The following is a 19,449-nucleotide window of genomic DNA, read 5'->3' as shown; positions in this document are numbered from 1 at the left end:
AAGCCTCACTCTCTTTTCTTAACAATAAGTTGTTAATTAATGTCTTAAGTTAAACAACTAAATGATTTCTAAAATTACTCAATACTAAAGTACATTCTTTATCCATGAAATGATCAATAATTAGGTTAACGAACATAGTTTGTCGATAAACGCACTTAATTATTCGATAAACGGTTATTGTGAAATATCCATAAGTTACTGATTAACAAGTAACTAATGTTTGTTAGTTGATTTTGAGGATGTTTTCTGCGTTTTTGAAAGAATGTGCGTTTTTACAAAAACTGCTTTTTTCTTAATGATGTGTTGTTTTATCCTCTAAATAAAAAGAAATCATCTTTCATTTCTTCTATTTCTGTGTCTTTATTAGTGATGATATAATCAATGGCTTTTTCGGTAAAATCGTCTCCTTTTTCTGTTAAAGAAATAATTTGATCCGTAACCGTTATCATATTATTCTTCTCCGCCAAAGCGACAATAGATTGTGATCGCAATCGTTGCCAATTGATATGTTCGTTTAAATGTTTTACATGACGTTCGCTTTCTTCGGTATGATTTCGAATGTGCAATAAAAACACCAACAACATGATTTCCGTTTTTTGTTGTCGTACTTTATAATAGCCATAAATCAAGCCTCTTTTTGGTAATATGTAGATTAATGTCGCAGAAAATATAGAAGTCATAACGAAGATGTAGAAATAATCTAAAAATATAAATTCTGAAAATACGGTTTGTATCTTCTTTCCTAAAAGCATTTTGTCAAGCTCAATACCTTGTGCCATTAAAAAGGTATACCACTGATAAAAAATAATACCAACTCCTGTCAAAAAACTCACAACAACAGAAGTAATAATCGGTTCATAAACAAGTAAAAATAATACTGCCAACACCGTCGTCATAGAACCCGAAATAGAAGCATCTATAATGTATGCCAACCAAAATCCTGCAATGGAAGCAATGACACCAAAAAAGCAGGAAAGCAACAACATTTTCTTTAAATCTTTGGTGAATAAATACGCAGTTGCCGCAGGCGCAATCATGAGTGCAACAACCAATATCGGTCCAACCGCATCAAAGGCTCCAACAATGGTGATGGATGAAACTGTCATCAATCCGTAATGCATAATAACTGGTGAAAATCCTAGGGCTGCTGCCAAACCTGCATCAAACGTGCTCACTTTTAATTCCTTGAAAAAGGCAAATAATAATGTTAACGTAATGATCAAAATAATCCCAACTACCCAAATGGCTTTTGGCCCTAAGTTGACACACGAATCTGCAATGCCTTCTTGACAATTGATCAACAACGGATCAAACGGTGCGAGACTTAAATCTCCAACCATCACCGAATCAATATCTAAATGGACATCGTTGGCATTTTTTGAGATGAGAATGACACCAATACTAAACAACGCAGGAAATACAAGTCCAATAGCAGTATCTTCTTTGACTAAACCTGTTTTTTGAATGAATTCGACCAATATTACTGTGACAACTCCCGCCAAGGCAGCCAAGAAAATGAGCAACGGCGACGAAGTATCTTCCACAATAAAAAAACCAATCACAATTCCCAATAAGATAGAATGACTGATGGCATCGCTGATTAACGACATTTTTCGCAATACCAAAAATGTTCCTGGAATGGCGCAGGCAATCGCGACAAGTGTCACAATAATTTGTATGGTGATTTGTGCGCTATTCATGCGTATCTTCTATTTGTTGATTGTATAAATTGGCAGCGGTTGTAAAGCCTTTTTGCGTCATAGACCATTGTTGTCCGTTAATTTGCACATAACTCAAATCCACGAGTTCCTGCAACGAACGTTTTGAAAATCCTTGAAAATCATTTAAGATTTTAATTGCGTGCGGATGCGAAATATGTTCATGTGTTTTGGCAATTTCATACATAAACGCCAAGGTTTTTTGCATTTTGATGTTGTTTCTATTTTTTCGAAAGCGAATTTCTCTGAATAATAAACCTCTTTTTGGCGAAAATATAAACGAAAGCAACACAATTCCTGAGGCAACTAATACAATGACTGGACCTGTGGAAAGATTCCCGACAACAGTACTGATTCCTGTGCCAACCACACCTGAAAAAGCTCCAAAAATCGCTGCTAAAATGACCATAATTTCCAAACTGTTTGTCCATTGTCGTGCCGCTGCGGCTGGAGCAAGCAACATGGCACTCATTAAAATAACGCCTACGGTTTGCAAACCTAACACAATGGTGATGACGATAAATGTAGTGATTAAAATATCTATGAAACGCGTATTGAAACCAAGCGTTTTGGTATAATCTTCGTCAAACAGTAAGATTTTAAATTCTTTCCAAAAAACGAGTAAAATTAACAATGCAATTCCTGCCACAATCGCAATGAGCCACACATCTTTTGCCAATAACGTCGCGGCTTGACCGAATAAATACGTGTCCAATCCAGCTTGACTGGCATTCGGTTGTTTTTGAATAAAGGTTAAAAGCAGCATTCCGAATCCGAAAAATAAAGAAAGTGTTAAGCCTAACGCCGTATCCGATTTTAAATGTGTGTTTTTCGTGATGCTTCGAATCCAAAATGTACCAATCAATCCACTGATTAACGCACCCAACAAGAACAAATTGCTGTCTTTTACACCTGTAATTAAGAAAGCAATGGCAATTCCTGGCAACGCAGCGTGCGAAATGGCATCGCCCAACAGGCTTTGCTTTCGCAATACGGCAAAACTTCCCAGCATGCCACAAATGGCGCCCAAAATGGCAGTTCCTAACATCACAATCCGCGCGGTATAGTTAGAAAAAATAAGCTGTATGTAATCTTGAAAATCTATGGCTTTTTATTTTTAATGGTTTTGTTGAATTTTTTCCCGTCAAACGTCAGTATGACTTGCTTTTCGGTTGGCATATAAAAACCAATATCGTTGTCCATTACAAATTCGCTATGCGTGATGGTTTTCGTTTCTACATTCACTTCTAGATCAAAATCATACTTTCTTGGAATTAAAAACACGTATATCGATTGGTTGTTTTCAAAAATTTCTTTTCGAATTAATTTTTCGTTGACCAACTCGTAATACGTCAATACTTTGTGATGATGTCCGCTTCCATGCGTTCCAAAACCTTCCAACAAATATCCGTTATGAAACGTGTGAATATCTATGATAACGGCGTCTCTGTATGCTTCGTTGGCATGTAATTCTTCATTGTCCAATACTTTTTTATTTTGCAATGAAAATACGTGCAAACCGTTTTCAGTTTCGTGCTGAATGAACGTGTTTAAGGTATGCCAACTTCCGCCCATGCGACTGTCCCAACTAAAGGTTCTGATTTTTTTATCTTTTGATTGCTTGATATCAATGTATTTGCGCAATTCGGGAAATTTGTAGTGCCAGCTTTCTTCTTTTGAAAGTATTGTTTTGAGTGTATTTTCAAATTGAATCGACACTTTTTCCAAGTCCATTTCTTGATCATTGGAACGTAATTTTAGCAATGTTTTCAGCAGGTTTGCTTCTTCCGCTTTCATGTTGATTTGGGCAAACATTGAAAGTGAAAAAGCACTGAATAGTAGTAAAAAGAACGTTTTTGGTTTCATACGCGTTATTCTTGAACACTCACTTTATAGTTAATTCCGTAGGTTTTAGTCAAATTGTCATCATTGAAAATATCTTTTACGGGACCTGTGGCAATTTTTTTCACATTTAGAAACGTTACCCAATCAAAATATTCGGGAACCGTTTGCAAATCGTGATGCACCACTACGACTGTTTTTCCTGCTTTTCGGAGTTCTTTTAAGATGTTGATGATCGCTTTTTCAGTCGTGGCATCTACACCTTGAAACGGTTCGTCCATAAAGTAGATGGAAGCATTTTGTACCAAAGCTCTTGCCAAGAAAATTCGCTGTTGTTGTCCACCCGAAAGCTGACTGATTTGTCTGTTTTTAAAAGGCAACATCCCAACTTTTTCCAAGGCTTCCAACGCAGCTTTCTTTTCTTTTTTCCCAGGACGTTTTATCCAACCGAGACTTCCGTAGGTTCCCATCATTACAACATCTAATGCGGTGGTTGGAAAATCCCAATCTACGCTTCCTTTTTGCGGCACATACGCAACTAATGAACGTTGTTTTGCATACGGTTTTCCAAAAATAGAAATCGTTCCTGCAATCGGTTTCAAAATTCCCAAAATTGCCTTGATCAACGTAGATTTTCCCGCGCCATTTGGTCCTACAATACACATTAATACACCTTCTGGAATCGCCAAATCAATATCCCAAAGTACAGGTTTGTAATTGTAAGCGACCGTAAGGTCATCAACGGTGATGGCGTAGTTTTTTTTCATTGGTTATTTAGTGTTTACACTGAGCTTTTGATTATTTATAGTTTACACTGAGCTTGTCGAAGTGTCTTTTTGTTGATTCGTTAATTTGTGTATTCAACATTTTAAGTTCAAACGGAACTACTTTAATGCGTTCACTATCGTTTGTACATTATATGTATACATTCCAATATAGGTTCCTTCTACCGTTCCTGCGTTGCCAAGTGCATCTGAATATAAGGTTCCGCCAATAGCGACTTCATGTCCGTTTGCTTCTACCGAAGCTTGCAAGGCTTCAATAGTACGTTTTGGCACTGAACTTTCCACAAAAATAGCTTTTACATTTTTTTCAATAATAAAGTCCGCCAACTTTTGAACATCTTGTACTCCAGCTTCTGTTGCGGTAGATAATCCTTGCAAACCCACAACTTCAAAATTATGTAATTTTCCAAAGTAATTGAACGCATCGTGCGCTGTAACTAGAATTCGCTTTTCAACAGGTAATGCTTCAATCGTTACTGAAATCTCCTTCGCCAATGCATCTAATTTTGACAAATACGCTTGTCCGTTTTTTTCAAAGGTTTCTGCATTTTTACTGTCTAATCGTTTGAGTTCGTTGATCACAAATTGTGCGGCTTGCTTCCAATAGTCAATGTGGAACCATATATGCGGATCGTAATTGGAGGCAAAATATTCAGAACCAATCAAGCCATTTTTGTCAATAGCATCCGAAACGGCAATAATTTGCCGTTGTTGTTGGCGCATTTTTTCAAAAACATCTTCCAATTTTCCTTCCAAATGCAATCCATTGTAAATGATCACGTCTGCTTCAAACAGCTTGTCAACATCGCCTGCGCTGGCTTTGTACAAATGCGGATCTACACCACTTCCCATCAAACCTTGTACTTCCACTACATCGCCACCAATGTTTTTTACCATGTCCGTAATCATGGTGGTTGTGGTTACGATTTGAAGCGTTCCGTTTTGCTTTTTCACTTCCGTTTTACAACTCGTTATCGTAATGGCAGCAATTAGTATGTATATGTATTTTTTCATTTATTTATTGTTTACACTGAGCTTGTCGAAGTGTCTTTTTGTTACTTTGTTCTTTAACTCCTTAGCGTTTCATAGTACTTCTCGATACAACGAATCGTAGATTCGCCACTCGAGGTGACGTTCGAAATACAACGAATGCTTAATGCTAAAAACCTATTACCTTTCATACTACTTTTTGATATAAATATTATTCGCAATTTGTTGTGAAATCATGAATTCTTCTTTTTTAATGCGAATTTTCATGGAATTGTCAAACGGTTCTTTGTCCATCACTTTCACTTTTTTGCCCAACGCAATTCCTTGTTTGTCCAAATATTTTAAGAATGAGGAAGAGGAATCTTTTACACCGACAATAATTCCTTTGTCATTTGTATTCAACGTTACCAATAATACGTCTGCATGATCAGACATGTTTCCGTCTTTATCTGGAATAGGATCGCCGTGCGGATCGCGCTTAGGAAACCCTAAAAACTCATCCAATTGATTAATGAGTTTTTCAGATTTTATGTGTTCCAATTGTTCTGCTACATCATGCACCTCATCCCACGTGAAGTTGAGCTTTTCTACCAAAAATACTTCCCACAAACGGTGTTTTCTAATGATATTGGCAGCCACTAATTTTCCTTCTTCCGTCAATTCAGAACCCTTGTAACGCTTGTAATGCACCAAGCCTTTTTCAGATAGTTTTTTAATCATATCTGTCACAGAAGATGCTTTGGTATTCATCCGTTCCGCAATGGCATTTGTGCTAATACCACCATCACAGGCATCACTAATGTGATAGATGGCTTTTAAGTAGTTTTCTTCAGAAAGTGTCATCATAATGCATTAATTAACAGGACAAATATACAATTTTTACCTTTATATAATTTCTTTTTTTAGACAAGACTAAAAATAAGTAATATATTTACAAAAAAAATATTACTATGAACTTAAAAGTTTGTTTAGCTTTTTACTTATTATCTGTTACAGGCTTCTCTCAAACATTTGAAATTAAAGGAACTGTACTTCATAAAGACAGTCCAACTCCTTTTGCGAATGTTTATTTAAAGAATACCAATAACGGCACTATTACGGATGAAGCTGGAAACTTTTCATTGAAAGTTATGAAAGGGAATTATGTTTTGATGGTGCAATCTATCGGTTTTAAAACGATTGAAAAAGCAATTACAGTTACTGATAAAAACTTGTCATTTACTCTGTATTTGGAAGAAGATCTTTTAGGATTGGATCAGGTCGTGGTTTCTGCAACACGAACTGCGTTGAATCGCCGTGAAGCGCCTGTTTTGGTGACAGTTACAAATGCTGAATCGTTACAAAAGGTTCAAGCTGCTACGCTGTTTGAAGGTTTGAATTTTCAACCTGGTTTGCGTACGGAAGTAAATTGCCAGAATTGTGGATTTACACAAATACGAATTAACGGTTTGGATGGTGCGTATTCGCAAATTTTAGTCAATAGTCGTCCTGTATTTAGTTCGTTGAACGGAATTTATGGTTTGGAACAGATTCCCACCAATATGATTGAACAAATTGAAGTCACACGCGGCGGCGGATCTGCTATTTTTGGTTCGAATGCGATTGCGGGAACAATTAATATTATTACGAAAGATCCTGTGGAAAATCAGTTTCAAGTCGCTTCAAAAATTGGCTTGATTGACGGCGAAAGCACGGATGCTGTGACAACTTTTAATTCCACATTTGTATCCGAAGATTTGAATAAAGGAATTACCTTTTTTGGCATGCACCGCAATCGTGAAGGTTATGACAATAACGATGATGGGTTTACCGAAATTACCAAATTGCAAAACCTCAACTTCGGCTTCAAATCGTTTTATAAGTTAGATTTTAGACGCAAGTTAACACTCGAATTTAATACATCGCATGAATACCGTCGCGGTGGAGATTTTCTAGACAAATCGCCTTTATTTGCCAATATCGCCGAAGAAATTACGAGTAATGTGATTGGCGGTGGTTTGACATTTGATTATTTTTCAGAAGATTATCTACAGAAGTTTTCCGCCTATGGAAATATTCAACATACACGATCTGACAATTATTATGGTACGAATCAAGATCCAAACGGTTTTGGCTTGACGAAAGATTTTGTGACCGTTGCAGGAATGCAACATACGGTAAAGTTTGAAAATTTTATCAGTGGCAGTATGGATTTGACGTCTGGCGTAGAACATCGCTTTAATCGCATTACAGAACGCAGGGAAAATCCGTTGATCATTCCGATAACGCAAAACACCAATACACTTGGAATATATACACAACTCGACTGGAAAATTTTAGACAATTTAAAAGTTCTTACAGGTGCTCGCGGTGAATTGTTTACGTCTAATTTGACAAATGAATCACTTTTTATTGTGAATCCGCGCGTAAGTGTTTTGTATAATATTAGTGAAACCGTGAGTTTTAGAACTGGCTATTCGCAAGGTTTTCGTGCGCCACAATTTTATTCGGAGGATGTGCATTCGGAGATTATTACGGGTGAAGTGCGTCGGGTGCGTTTGGCAGCAGATTTAAAGGAGGAATTGTCGCATAGTTTTATTGGTTCGTTGGAATATTCGCATCAGCATGAAGATCATCAACTCGTGTTGACGTTGGAAGGTTTTTATACGACAATCAACGATCCGTTTGTGTATGAAGCACGCGGCGAAGTAGATGGTTTGGAGATTAAGGAAAAGATAAATGGTGATAATGCGATTGTAAATGGTGTGAATTTGGAAGCGCGTTACAGTCCAAATCCGAAGTTTTTATTTCAGCTTGGCGGAACGTTTCAGAATAGTTATTTTGAAAATTCGTATGAACCCGAACAAGGAATTGTAACAAATAGAATCACGCGTACGCCGAATGTATATGGAAATATGTTGATGAGTTTTACGCCAAACGACCAATGGAGTTTTAATGTAAATGGCGTGTATACAGGAAGTATGTTTGTACCGCATGTGGCTGGTTTTATTCCTGAAACCGTTTTGGAAGAAACGCCTACTTTGTTTGAAGTTGGCTTAAATGCTAGTAAAACGTTTCGTATTTCTGAAAAATATGGCTTGGAAATCAACGCTGGCGTCAAAAATGTGCTGAACGCGTATCAAGATGATTTTGACCAAACGATTGACCGTGATCCAAATTATATTTACGGACCTGCACAACCGCGCACAATTTTTGTTGGACTTCGCTTTGGAACAGATCTTTGATTTTTTTGAATCATTTTGTGTCATCTTGAACTTGATTCAAGATCGCATGACGGATTTCGGAAAAATCGCAATGCTCCTGAAATAGCAGATTACTTCGTCGTACTTTCTCGTAACGATGTTTCAAATAGTCTAACAACCTAAAAGTGAAGCCGAAGCTGGTTGGGGTTTTCAACTCAAACTAACCATCAATCTAAAATATCAGTACCTAAATAACCATCATTTGCATTGTAATACCAAGCGCGAATTTTTGGCATTTTGATTCCGTTGACCACTTTTTCTTCTGAAAGTAAAATGTACTCTCCATCATTTTTAGATTCATTCTTAAAAAATTGATAGATTTCCATAGCATACGTTTTTGGATCAAAGTAAAAGTACCATGTATCTTTTCCAACACTTTCTTTGTAGGTTGCTTTTAGCACTAAATATTCTTTCCCTTTAAAGGTTTTTTTCATCACTTTTGAAGCAATGATGGTTCCTTCGTCTTTTAATTTCATGGGCAACCCATATAAATACGTGTAATAATTCTTGTACAAATGGGCGCGTTCGCAATTGAGATTGTTTTCTTTTTTGACTTCTTCAGAAACTTCCGTGTTGCCGTTGAAGGCAATTTTACAATCGTTTTTCTCAACTGTATATTCTGTAGTTTCCGCAGCACGTGTGGCTTTTACGTAAAAATATTCTTTGGGTAAGTTGATCTTGATGGTACTTACACGTGCAGGATTTTTAGGAGTTTCCATCGTAATTTGTAATGTTCCATTGAAAGAATCCCAATTGCCATTTGGATCGTGGTATTGAATGGCTTTTGCTAACAATTCTTCCCCCGACAATTCTTGTCCAACAGCAAATGTCGTGGTGGTTAGAATGATAAAAGTGAAAATGGTTTTAATCATGTGTGTTATTTATTCTTCTTGATCCGATTTTTCTTTGATCGTTGCTGGTTCTACCGAACTATCGTGCTCTTTGTAATATACTTCTAAAAGATCCATCGTAGCGTTCAATAAATCTTTCGTTTCTAGCAATATGCTAAAATATAGTGTTGTATTTTTCGGACTCGATTCTTCGGTACGCGTACGTTCTACCTGCGTTTGAATTTTTTGTTGCACCAATTCAAAAATGGAATTTCTACTGACAAGTACACCTTCAATATCTTCAAACGAACGGGAAGCGAACGCTTCTTTTGTCTGATTGAACAAAGCTTCCATTGCTTCATCAACCTGTTTCAGTTCTTTTATCTGATTGAATTTAAGCTTCTTGTGATTGTTGTTTACATGTTTTAAACTCGCTTTCGAAATGTACTCTAGCGATTGTGTAATGTTTTGCAAATAGTCTAAAATATTGATGTAAAAATTACTCGCACCCACGCTACTTGCTTCATCTAAGTTTTTGATGAAGAAGAAAATATTATCACGCAATTCGTCAATTTCATCGGATAGCTTGGAAATATTTTTACGATTTTTCTTCAGCATATTCAAATCTTGCTTAGCCAAACCGTTGATAGCGCTTGTATAAATTCTATTTCCTCTTGTCAATACACTTCCAATATTGTCAGCACTTTCGTGGATAACACCTTGCACTGAACTACTTTCCGCTTTCTTTAAGCTGTCTTCAACTTTCGCTTCTTTCGCCTTTTTATTGTGAATGATATAATTTCGAATCAATAGGAATGCTGCCAAACTCAACAATAAGAGCAACATAATTTCAAGATTGATATTTAGCAAAAAGGCAATTAATCCTGCAGCAACAAAAGCTACAATTGCTGTAAAAAACCATCCTCCAATCACATTCAATACGCCAGCAACTCTATACACTGCACTTTCTGCGCCCCAAGCTCTGTCTGCCAAAGAGGTTCCCATCGCAACCATAAATGTTACATACGTTGTAGATAATGGTAATTTCATCGAAGTCGCAATCGAAATTAATACGCTGGCTACCATTAAATTTACAGCCGCACGTACCATATCAAATGCAGGAATGTCTTTTTTGTTTTGATAACTTTTTACTGGCGGAATGGTAAACTGTTTGTCAATCTTCTTTTCCCAAGAATTTGGTGTAATTTGCGCAATCCCTTGTGACATACTAATAGAAGTTCGCACCAGTGCTCTTGATAAGTAGTTCGGTCTAAAACGCTCTTTGGTTTGTTCTTGACTAGATAAATCGATCGATGTTTTGACAACGGCTTTTGCTTTGCTTGAAAACCATAGTGTCACCACCATGATCAATCCTGCAATGACCAAAAAGATGGTTGGTGTCGGTACTTTATCTTCTAAGAAATCCATGGAAAAACTTCTAGCAGCCAACTCTATATCGGCAGCATTTGCTCCAGCATCTATCATAAACCTATCGTATGATTGCCAACCTGCAATTGGTACACCAATAAAGTTTACCAAGTCGTTTCCAGCGAAAGCGAGTGCCAACGCAAACGTTCCTACAATGATAATTAGTTTGTAGATATTCGTTTTAAGAAACGACATTATTACATACGAAATCACAGACCAAACCACCAAACTGATCGATACAATTTGCCATACATACACTTCTAAGAAATTCTTTAATGTAATGGTAGCTACACCTGTTTTATCGTCAACTGTGAGTGTTTTTTCTTTGGCTTTTACAAGTTCTGCGATACTTTCATAGGTAGTTGTGAAATATTCATTAGCCCAAGCGAGCAAACCATCACGTGGCCCTGTGTATAAAGTTTCTATAATAGAACTCGCATACGTAGTTCCTTTGATTCCTTTTACAAAAATAAAATAGGTAATCGCTGTTAAGGCAAATCCACCAAACAAAGCGCCAATCCAACGTGCTTTTTCATTAAAATTATAGGATAACAACAAGCGTGAAATCCACTGTACAAGTGCACCAACGGTAAAGGCAATGACTACCGAGAGCAGAATTCCTACAATAATTTTAGTGGCTTGTGAGGTGTTTATGTATTGAAGTAAGGTATCGTAATCGGCTCCTTGTTTACTAATTTTAATTAGTGCCATGGCAACTGCGGCACCCAACAATTCAAACACAATGGAAACCGTGGTAGACGTTGGCATTCCGAGCGTATTAAAAAAGTCGAGCAGTAAAATATCCGTAATCATCACCGCCATGAAAATGATCATGATTTCATGAAAAACGAAATTTTCGGGTGTAAAAATCCCTTTTCGGGCGACTTCCATCAATCCACTTGAAAAAATAGCACCAATAGCAACACCAATACTCGCAACGATCATGATGGTTTTAAAAGAAATGGCTTTAGAGCCAATAGCTGAGTTTAAGAAGTTTACTGCATCATTACTAACTCCTACGACTAAATCGGCAATTGCCAATACCGTCAATGCAATGATCATCAGTAAGTAAATATTGTCCATATGAGGATATTAAAAATAATTTACAAATATCAATAGTGTCGCCAAATGTAATGTTACCTAAAGGTTATATCTTAAATACCATCCATAGCTGTGTTAAATATAACAAATAACTAAAAAATCGAGGAAATATCGTTCATTTTCCTTTAAATGCTGGTATGAAGCGTTGATAATTGTTAAGGATTGGCATTTCATTTATATATGTGGTATATTGCACGTAAAATGCTATTTTTCTAATGAATTGGGAACAATTACTCTCTTTAAAACGTCACGGAGATACCCATAAACGACTGCGTAAAGAGCAAGACGAAACCCGATTGGGATTCGAAGTGGATTACGATCGCGTCATTTTTTCCTCCGCTTTTCGCAGCTTGCAAGATAAAACTCAGGTAGTTCCATTATCTAAAACTGACTTTGTACACACACGACTTACACATAGCTTGGAAGTTTCGGTGGTAGGAAGAAGTTTGGGAAGAAAAGTAGGCACAAAACTCCTAGAAAAATATCCACATTTAAAAGAAGTTCACGGATTTCAGTTCAACGATTTTGGCGCTATTGTCGCTGCGGCTGCTTTGGCACATGATATTGGAAATCCACCGTTTGGACATTCTGGCGAAAAAGCCATTGGTGAATATTTTAAAATCGGGAATGGATCAAAATTTCAATCAAAGTTAACTCCAAAAGAGTTTCAAGATGTATGTGATTTTGAAGGAAATGCCAACGGATTTAAAATTTTGACCGAAAATCGCAAAGGTGTAGACGGAAGTTTGCGTTTGAGTTATGCAACCTTAGGTGCTTTTATGAAATATCCAAAACAATCGCTTCCTAAAAAACCAACTACACATATTGCAGATAAGAAATACGGAATTTTTCAATCGCAAAAAGAAGCGTTTACTGATGTTGCTGAGGAACTTGGCTTAACGAAATATGGAAATGGAGATGACATTCGGTATGCAAGACATCCACTGACATTTTTGGTAGAAGCCGCCGATGATATTTGCTATACCATTATTGATTTTGAAGATGGCATCAATCTCGGATTGATTCAAGAAGAAAAAGCATTGGAGTATTTAATCAATTTGGTGCGAGATACCATTCACAAAGAAAAATATAGCCAATTGCAACACCGTGAAGACCGTTTAAGTTATTTACGAGCATTATCTATCAACACTTTAATTGAAGATGCAGTGCGTATCTTCTTGGAAAACGAAGAAGCCATCTGTGCAGGCAATTTTTCTGTAGGTATTATGGACAAGAGCAAATACAAGGCGCAAATTGATGATATTATCAAAATAAGCATTGATAAAATCTACAGAAGTGACGAAGTTATCGAAAAAGAAATTACAGGATATCACGTATTGCAACAGTTGCTCAACACCTTTATTACAGCCGTAGAAAACTATCATACAGGAACACTTTCAAATTATGACAAACTCATTTTGAAAGTTTTACCCGAAAGTGTAGACTATACAACAGACTATTTATACCACAGGCTGATGAATATTACCAATTACATCTCTAAATTATCAGATAGTAAAGCGGTAATTCTGTTTAACAAACTCACAGCCAAAACCGTATAAATAAATTTTGCTAAACCCAATTTACTAAATATTATGTCTAAAATTATTCTAAAAAAACAGCATTCATTTTTTGCGCTGCACTCACTATTTTAGCTTTAAAGTAGACGCAAAAAACATTTTAAAAACACTAACTCAAAAAGAATAACACGTTTTACTCAGTCCATTTTAAAATTAAATATACCTCAAAAAAATTGCATTAAAAATTAATGAGATGATTACTAAATCACTTGCGTGAGATTCAATTATGCTTAAAACAAAAAATATGAAAAGAAAATTAACAATAGGAGCATTTGCAAGTCTTCTATTTGTCGCTGTCGCAGGATATGTTCTGATGAATGTATCGTCTGAGGAAGCACAAGAAAAAATTTCAAGCGCTGAATTGCGTGAAAAACATGCTAATTTTTTAGCCAATAGTCCGTACAAAGAAACACAAAAGTTATCACGTAAAGATCGTAAAGCAAAAGGATTGCCACCAAATGCTTACAATGAACAATTATGGGAATTGACGATGAATCCAAGTCTTGGAAGACCAACTCCAGAATTGATTCCTGAAATTCAGCGACAACTATCGCAATTGCAAGGTCGTGCGCCTGGAGATGCCGTAGACAATAACTGGGAAGAACGTGGACCTAATAACATTGGTGGTCGTACAAGAGCTTTACTATTTGATCCGAATGACATCAACAATGCCAATCCTGCTGACGACTATACACGTGTATTTGCAGGTGGAGTTTCTGGTGGATTATGGGTAAATGATGATATTACAGATGCAAATTCACCTTGGCAATTAGTACCAGGATTAGCGGATAACATTTCCGTAACCGTACTTATTTCTGATCCAAATAATTCAAACATCATGTATCTAGCCTCAGGAGAATCCTATACATCAGGATTTGCTGTAGGATCTGGAGTCTATAAATCTACAGATGGTGGTGCAAACTGGCAGCAGGTAATTGGTGGAAACTTCGGAACTTCAACTTCTTCCCCAGGTGGCGTATTGCTTTTAGATGGAATTTTCTATGTAAATGACCTTGTTGCAAGAGATAACAACGGAACAACAGAAATATATGCTGCCATGGCGAGTGCTCGTTACCGAGAAGCAGGAAGCCCAACAAATATTTTAGGATTTGATCAACACGGATTGTACAAATCTGATGATGGTGGCGCAAACTGGTCACGCTTTCCAATTCAATATAGCAATGGTGCGTTTAGAAATCCAAACGATATTGAAATCGATTTAAACAACGATATATGGTTAGCGACTACGGGAGACTATTTAGGAAATCCTGGAGGATCTATTTACCAATCAACGGATGGAAATACTTTCAATTTAGTAACCACAATACCAAGTGCACAACGTACAGAAATAGAGCCTTCTTCTATAACTCCAGGCACTTTTTGGGTTGCTGCTGATATTGGAAGTGGATCGCAAGCAGATTTGTATCAAACAACGGATAATTTTGTGTCTCTTTCCGCTTTAACAGAACCTAATGATGCCGATAATGGAATTCCTGCATCTGATTACACAAGACAACAAGCATTTTATAATTTACCGATTGAAGTAGATAACAATGATAACTTATATGTTGGTGGTATTGATTTGTTTAAATATGATAGCAATCTAAACAATTGGGATCAAATTTCGAAATGGACAACAGGAAACGGACAGCAAAATATTACAGCTTCTTTTGTGCATGCGGATCAGCATGCGATTGTTTTTCGTCCGAATGACAATACACAGGCAATCATAGGAAATGACGGTGGTGTATATTACAGCGCGGATATCGTTAACTCAGCAGGGAATGCCAATGCTATTCAATCAAGAAACTTAAATTATAACGTAACGCAATTTTATTATGGCGACATTGCCGATGGCGATATCGCTGATGGTGATGATTTTGCCGGAGGAACACAAGACAACGGAAGTTTAATTACTTTGGATGCGAATGCTGGTATCAATAGTGTTGCCGAATTCTTAGGAGGAGATGGCGCATATACAGCGATTGATTTTAACGATGGGTATATGATTGCTTCCTTCCCGTTTTTAAGTCACGTATTCATTCCATATCCTTCCTTAAATTTTTCAGGGGCGTATTTTATAGCAAGTAATGGAAACAATGGTGCTTTTATCAACGTAGCAGAATTGGACAAAAACACCAATACACTGTATGCTGATGCCTCTGGAGGATCCGCTGTTATTGGGCAGTATACAAATATTACTAGCGGAAGTGCTAGCATTGTGACAAACAATTTAACCAATTCATTACTAAATAGTCGTCCTACTGCATTTGCAGTATCTGCCAATGGGCAAACAGTATATGCAGGACTTCGCAATGGGCGTTTATTAAAAATTGAAGCTGCTTTAACCAACATACGACTTTGGTCAAACGTACAAGATCCAGGTTTTGTAGGAAGTATTTCAGATATTGAATTCGGTGAAACGGAAGACGATTTGTATGTAACTTTCCATAACTATGGAGTAACGAATGTATGGTATTCGCCTGATGCTGGAGCAACTTGGCAAGCAAAAGAAGGAAATTTACCAGATATTCCTGTAAAAGCAATTCTAGTAAATCCTTTAGTAGCCAATGGTGCTGAAGTCATTATAGGAACAGAACTTGGTGTTTGGAGATCTGCTAATTTTGATACACCAACCCCAACATGGACACGTTCTGATAATGGAATGCGCGCCGTTCCTGTATTGGATTTAGATTTACGAACTACAGACAATACCGTATTGGCTACCACGCACGGTAGAGGTTTCTTTACCGGAAAGTTCCTTCCAGGCGTATTAAGCACAGAAGAATTTACAGCGGCTGATAACTTTTCCATCTATCCGACGATTTCTAATGGAAATATGACCATTAAAGCAAATCAAAGCGGGAAAGCTACCATTACAGCATATACAATTGCAGGACAACAAGCTGGTGTAAAACAACTTGATTTAGCAAGAAATGCACCTGCTAACTTGAACCTTTCTGAATTATCAACAGGAGTTTACATTTTGAAAATTCAACAAAACGATGCTATCAAAACACAAAAAATCGTGATTCAGTAAAGAGCATTCTATATAAAATTGAAAGCGGACGTATCTCAATACGTCCGCTTTTTTTTATACTTGAAAAAATAGTAACTTAGTATTTGCTGGAAGTTTTATGATTATGAATCAAACGAAAAGAAGAAGAATTATATATATTTTGCTATTTCTTGCCATTATTGGCTACATCATTAGTAGTAAAAAGAAAAAAGAAGCACAACAAGGAAAAATTCCAGCGAAAGCGATATTAACTAATGTAACGTGAGTTCGATATAAATATTATGCTATGTACTTTATTGTTAATACATTACACTTAATGTCAAATCGAGCGCAGTCGAGATTCCTTTGAAAATATCAATTCTTAGCTGTTCTCGACTGCGCTCGAACTGACAAGTGTTTATTTTTCAGTAAATTACAAGTAAAATAAAGGTTTTTTAAGTCGAACTCACGTTAATGTATAAATTTGATGTAAGACGTTCGCTTTTTATTTCTCTAAATAATTAACCTAAAAACGATGCATCATGGCGAAAAAAACCTTAGTAAATGCAGAAACTGAAAAAGATGTACATGCTTTTGTTGAAACCGTTCAAAACGAAAAACGAAAAGCAGATGCAAAAATATTGCTAGAAGTATTTAAAGAAGTCACGGGAAAAGAAGCGAAAATGTGGGGGAAAAACATGATTGGTTATGGAAAATATTCGTATCAACGAAAAAATGGTGATGAATTTGAATGGTTTCGCACAGGATTCTCTCCCGCAAAAGCACATATGTCGCTCTACATGACGTATGATGTAAACACAGAAACTGAATTATTAAACAACCTCGGAAAACACAAAACAGGAAAAGGGTGTTTGTATGTAAAAAGTCTTTCAGATGTAGACATGAATATTTTAAAACAGCTCATTGAAAAAAGCTATCAGTTGAAACGATAGACTCCTGTTGTAATGTGTAAATTCGAATCGTCAGATCGAGTGGAATTCTGAAAGAATTTTATATCGAGATCTACTTTGAAACCATACCGAATCTTGTCTTAATTTCGGCAAAATCAACACTGAACTCATGGATTACTGCCTTCGCAGGAATGATAAAGATGCTAATTGTCTAACAAAAAAATCAACATTTTCTTTATCGCTTCTTTTGAAATACCACATTCCTCATGCAATTCTTCAACCGTTCCATGCTCTATAAATGTATCGGGAACGCCTAACATTTGTATTGTATTAGAATATGTATGTTTTGAAGCAAATTCGACAATGGCACTTCCAAAACCACCAGTAATAACACCATTTTCAAGCGTCACAATCGTTTCATACGTTGCAAACACTTGATGCAATAACTGTTCATCCAACGGTTTTACAAACTGCATATCATACAAACCAATTTCATCCGTAACATCCAATTCGTTGATCGCCGCTTTCGCTAGATTTCCAATATATCCAATACTTAATACCGCTACTTTTGAACCTGAAATCAAACAACGACCTTTCCCGATTTCTATGTTTTGAAATGGTTTTTTCCAATCTATAACACTTCCGCGACCTCTAGGATACCGAATTGCAATTGGATGCGCTAAGCCAAGTTGTGCAGTGTACATGATATTTCGAAGTGCAACCTCATCAAAAGGTGCAAAAATGATCAAATTTGGAATGCAGCGTAAATATGCCAAATCAAACACACCGTGATGTGTAGCGCCATCTTGTCCTACCAAACCAGCTCTGTCCAAACAAAAAATGACAGGTAAATTCTGCAATGCTACATCATGAATCACCTGATCGTACGCGCGTTGCAAAAATGTAGAATACACATTACAAAACGGAACTAAACCTTGGGTTGCCATTCCGGCCGCCAGCGTCACTGCGTGTTGTTCGGCAATCCCAACATCAAATGCTCTATCGGGAATAGCTTCCATCATAAATTTTAATGAACTTCCTGTGGGCATGGCAGGCGTAATTCCCACAATTTTTTCATTTTTTTGCGCTAATTCTACAATCGTATGTCCAAATACATCTTGAAACTTTGGCGGTAAATGTGCGGTATTTTTGGGTTTCAGTTCGCCAGTAAATTTATCAAACTTCCCGGGCGCATGATATTTCACTTGATCTTCTTCAGCTTTTTGCAATCCTTTGCCTTTCGTGGTAATGACATGCAAAAACTTTGGCCCTTTGACCGTTTTTAAGCGTTCCAATTCAGCTACAACCGCAATAATATCATGTCCGTCAATCGGTCCCGAATAGTTGAAATTTAGGGCTTCAAAAATATTATCTTGCTTCTGTGTGCCTTTCTTTACATTGGTCAAATACATTTTTAATGCGCCTACACTTGGATCAATTCCGATAGCGTTATCATTCAAAATAATCAAAATGTTCGTATCCGTAACGCCTGCATGGTTCATGGCTTCAAACGCCATTCCGCTTGCAATAGAAGCATCGCCAACAACGGCAATATGTTGTTTGGTAAAATTCTGTTGTAACTTGGACGCAATCGCCATTCCCAACGCTGCGGAAATCGCCGTTGACGAATGTCCCACGCCAAACGTATCGTATTCACTTTCCTCGCGTTTAGGAAAACCAGAAATGCCTTTTTTTTGTCGGTTTGTGTGGAAAACTTCGCGTCTTTCGGTTAAAATCTTATGTCCGTATGCTTGATGTCCCACATCCCAAACGAGCAAATCTTTTGGCGTGTTAAACACATAATGTAGCGCAATTGTCAAATCGACCACGCCCAAGCTTGCGCCTAAATGTCCTTCTTTCACAGAAACAATGTCAATAATAAATTCGCGTAATTCTTGCGCAACTTGAGGAAGTTCTTTTTTGGAAAGTTTCCGTAAATCGGTTGGTGAATTGATATGTGAAAGTAAATTTTTCATGCGGGATTTTCAAGGTATAAAATTACGATTTTTGAAGTTGGTTCACTAAAA

14 protein-coding genes are annotated in these 19,449 nt (G+C 36.9%); 5 read left to right on the top strand and 9 right to left on the bottom strand.

The genetic code is table 11. The features are described from left to right. Positions 1-308 precede the first annotated feature (308 nt). From KORDIASMS9_RS23825 to KORDIASMS9_RS06760, 6 genes are all read right to left on the bottom strand, one after another. Positions 309-1,700 (bottom strand): metal ABC transporter permease, encoded by a 1,392-nt coding sequence (locus KORDIASMS9_RS23825; RefSeq protein ID WP_240321147.1) that lies wholly within the window; start codon positions 1,698-1,700, stop codon positions 309-311. Beyond that, entirely contained in the window at positions 1,693-2,766 is a 1,074-nt protein-coding gene (locus tag KORDIASMS9_RS06780; RefSeq protein WP_114902119.1) for a metal ABC transporter permease, read from the bottom strand. The genes KORDIASMS9_RS23825 and KORDIASMS9_RS06780 overlap by 8 nt, the downstream gene beginning before the upstream one ends. Positions 2,767-2,819: 53 nt before the next feature. After that, entirely contained in the window at positions 2,820-3,584 is a 765-nt protein-coding gene (locus tag KORDIASMS9_RS06775) for a hypothetical protein (RefSeq protein ID WP_162819796.1), read from the bottom strand. A 5-nt stretch (positions 3,585-3,589) separates the two neighbouring features. Continuing rightward, positions 3,590-4,327 carry a metal ABC transporter ATP-binding protein gene (locus tag KORDIASMS9_RS06770; RefSeq protein ID WP_114902117.1) on the bottom strand — a complete coding sequence of 246 codons (738 nt, stop codon included), beginning with the start codon at positions 4,325-4,327 and terminating at the stop codon, positions 3,590-3,592. Between the two features lie 117 nt (positions 4,328-4,444). Then, on the bottom strand, positions 4,445-5,359 hold the full coding sequence (locus tag KORDIASMS9_RS06765) for a metal ABC transporter solute-binding protein, Zn/Mn family (RefSeq protein ID WP_114902116.1): 915 nt from the start codon (positions 5,357-5,359) through the stop codon (positions 4,445-4,447). A 168-nt stretch (positions 5,360-5,527) separates the two neighbouring features. Continuing rightward, positions 5,528-6,178, bottom strand: a complete 651-nt coding sequence (locus tag KORDIASMS9_RS06760; protein ID WP_205318068.1) for a metal-dependent transcriptional regulator — start codon at positions 6,176-6,178, stop codon at positions 5,528-5,530. A 107-nt stretch (positions 6,179-6,285) separates the two neighbouring features. Here KORDIASMS9_RS06760 and KORDIASMS9_RS06755 point away from each other — a divergent pair, with 107 nt between their 5' ends. Further along, positions 6,286-8,559, top strand: coding sequence for a TonB-dependent receptor (locus KORDIASMS9_RS06755; protein ID WP_114902114.1), 2,274 nt, complete (start codon positions 6,286-6,288; stop codon positions 8,557-8,559). Between the two features lie 185 nt (positions 8,560-8,744). On the opposite strand, the gene KORDIASMS9_RS06750 is transcribed toward KORDIASMS9_RS06755, so the two are convergent. Together KORDIASMS9_RS06750 and KORDIASMS9_RS06745 are read right to left on the bottom strand one after the other, a co-directional pair. Continuing rightward, positions 8,745-9,449 carry a DUF6503 family protein gene (locus KORDIASMS9_RS06750; RefSeq protein ID WP_114902113.1) on the bottom strand — a complete coding sequence of 235 codons (705 nt, stop codon included), beginning with the start codon at positions 9,447-9,449 and terminating at the stop codon, positions 8,745-8,747. Positions 9,450-9,458: 9 nt separating this feature from the next. After that, the gene (locus tag KORDIASMS9_RS06745) at positions 9,459-11,918 is read right to left on the bottom strand and encodes an inorganic phosphate transporter (RefSeq protein ID WP_240321146.1); all 2,460 of its coding nucleotides are present in this window, start codon (positions 11,916-11,918) and stop codon (positions 9,459-9,461) included. A gap of 233 nt (positions 11,919-12,151) precedes the next feature. On the opposite strand from KORDIASMS9_RS06745, the gene KORDIASMS9_RS06740 reads away from it, so the two are divergent. The 4 genes from KORDIASMS9_RS06740 to KORDIASMS9_RS06730 all read left to right on the top strand — a co-directional run bounded on the left by KORDIASMS9_RS06740 (position 12,152) and on the right by KORDIASMS9_RS06730 (position 17,464). Next, on the top strand, positions 12,152-13,495 hold the full coding sequence (locus KORDIASMS9_RS06740) for a deoxyguanosinetriphosphate triphosphohydrolase (RefSeq protein ID WP_114902112.1): 1,344 nt from the start codon (positions 12,152-12,154) through the stop codon (positions 13,493-13,495). A 262-nt stretch (positions 13,496-13,757) separates the two neighbouring features. Next, a complete protein-coding gene (locus KORDIASMS9_RS06735) occupies positions 13,758-16,553 on the top strand; it encodes a T9SS type A sorting domain-containing protein (RefSeq protein ID WP_162819795.1) in 2,796 nt (931 codons plus the stop codon). 103 nt (positions 16,554-16,656) lie between these two features. After that, on the top strand, positions 16,657-16,797 hold the full coding sequence (locus KORDIASMS9_RS23120; RefSeq protein WP_162819794.1) for a hypothetical protein: 141 nt from the start codon (positions 16,657-16,659) through the stop codon (positions 16,795-16,797). Between the two features lie 256 nt (positions 16,798-17,053). Continuing rightward, on the top strand, positions 17,054-17,464 hold the full coding sequence (locus KORDIASMS9_RS06730; RefSeq protein ID WP_114902110.1) for a DUF1801 domain-containing protein: 411 nt from the start codon (positions 17,054-17,056) through the stop codon (positions 17,462-17,464). A 161-nt stretch (positions 17,465-17,625) separates the two neighbouring features. Here KORDIASMS9_RS06730 and dxs read toward each other — a convergent pair whose 3' ends face one another. Then, entirely contained in the window at positions 17,626-19,398 is a 1,773-nt protein-coding gene (gene dxs, locus KORDIASMS9_RS06725) for a 1-deoxy-D-xylulose-5-phosphate synthase (protein WP_114902109.1), read from the bottom strand. Between the last annotated feature and the right edge of the window lie 51 nt (positions 19,399-19,449).

This window comes from Kordia sp. SMS9 (assembly GCF_003352465.1).
Taxonomy (GTDB): domain Bacteria; phylum Bacteroidota; class Bacteroidia; order Flavobacteriales; family Flavobacteriaceae; genus Kordia.
Note: the sequence above shows the minus strand (reverse complement) of the source record. Positions and strands in the feature narration are given on the sequence as shown.

Excerpts from the sequence above, each read along its gene's own strand:
- KORDIASMS9_RS23825 (WP_240321147.1), bottom strand. The coding sequence starts at position 1,700 with ATGAATAGCGCACAAATCACCATACAAATTATTGTGACACTTGTCGCG.
- KORDIASMS9_RS06780 (WP_114902119.1), bottom strand. The coding sequence starts at position 2,766 with ATGTTAGGAACTGCCATTTTGGGCGCCATTTGTGGCATGCTGGGAAGT.
- KORDIASMS9_RS06775 (WP_162819796.1), bottom strand. The coding sequence starts at position 3,584 with ATGAAACCAAAAACGTTCTTTTTACTACTATTCAGTGCTTTTTCACTT.
- KORDIASMS9_RS06770 (WP_114902117.1), bottom strand. The coding sequence starts at position 4,327 with ATGAAAAAAAACTACGCCATCACCGTTGATGACCTTACGGTCGCTTAC.
- KORDIASMS9_RS06765 (WP_114902116.1), bottom strand. The coding sequence starts at position 5,359 with ATGAAAAAATACATATACATACTAATTGCTGCCATTACGATAACGAGT.
- KORDIASMS9_RS06760 (WP_205318068.1), bottom strand. The coding sequence starts at position 6,178 with ATGACACTTTCTGAAGAAAACTACTTAAAAGCCATCTATCACATTAGT.
- KORDIASMS9_RS06755 (WP_114902114.1), top strand. The coding sequence starts at position 6,286 with ATGAACTTAAAAGTTTGTTTAGCTTTTTACTTATTATCTGTTACAGGC.
- KORDIASMS9_RS06750 (WP_114902113.1), bottom strand. The coding sequence starts at position 9,449 with ATGATTAAAACCATTTTCACTTTTATCATTCTAACCACCACGACATTT.
- KORDIASMS9_RS06745 (WP_240321146.1), bottom strand. The coding sequence starts at position 11,918 with ATGGACAATATTTACTTACTGATGATCATTGCATTGACGGTATTGGCA.
- KORDIASMS9_RS06740 (WP_114902112.1), top strand. The coding sequence starts at position 12,152 with ATGAATTGGGAACAATTACTCTCTTTAAAACGTCACGGAGATACCCAT.
- KORDIASMS9_RS06735 (WP_162819795.1), top strand. The coding sequence starts at position 13,758 with ATGAAAAGAAAATTAACAATAGGAGCATTTGCAAGTCTTCTATTTGTC.
- KORDIASMS9_RS23120 (WP_162819794.1), top strand. The coding sequence starts at position 16,657 with ATGAATCAAACGAAAAGAAGAAGAATTATATATATTTTGCTATTTCTT.
- KORDIASMS9_RS06730 (WP_114902110.1), top strand. The coding sequence starts at position 17,054 with ATGGCGAAAAAAACCTTAGTAAATGCAGAAACTGAAAAAGATGTACAT.
- dxs (WP_114902109.1), bottom strand. The coding sequence starts at position 19,398 with ATGAAAAATTTACTTTCACATATCAATTCACCAACCGATTTACGGAAA.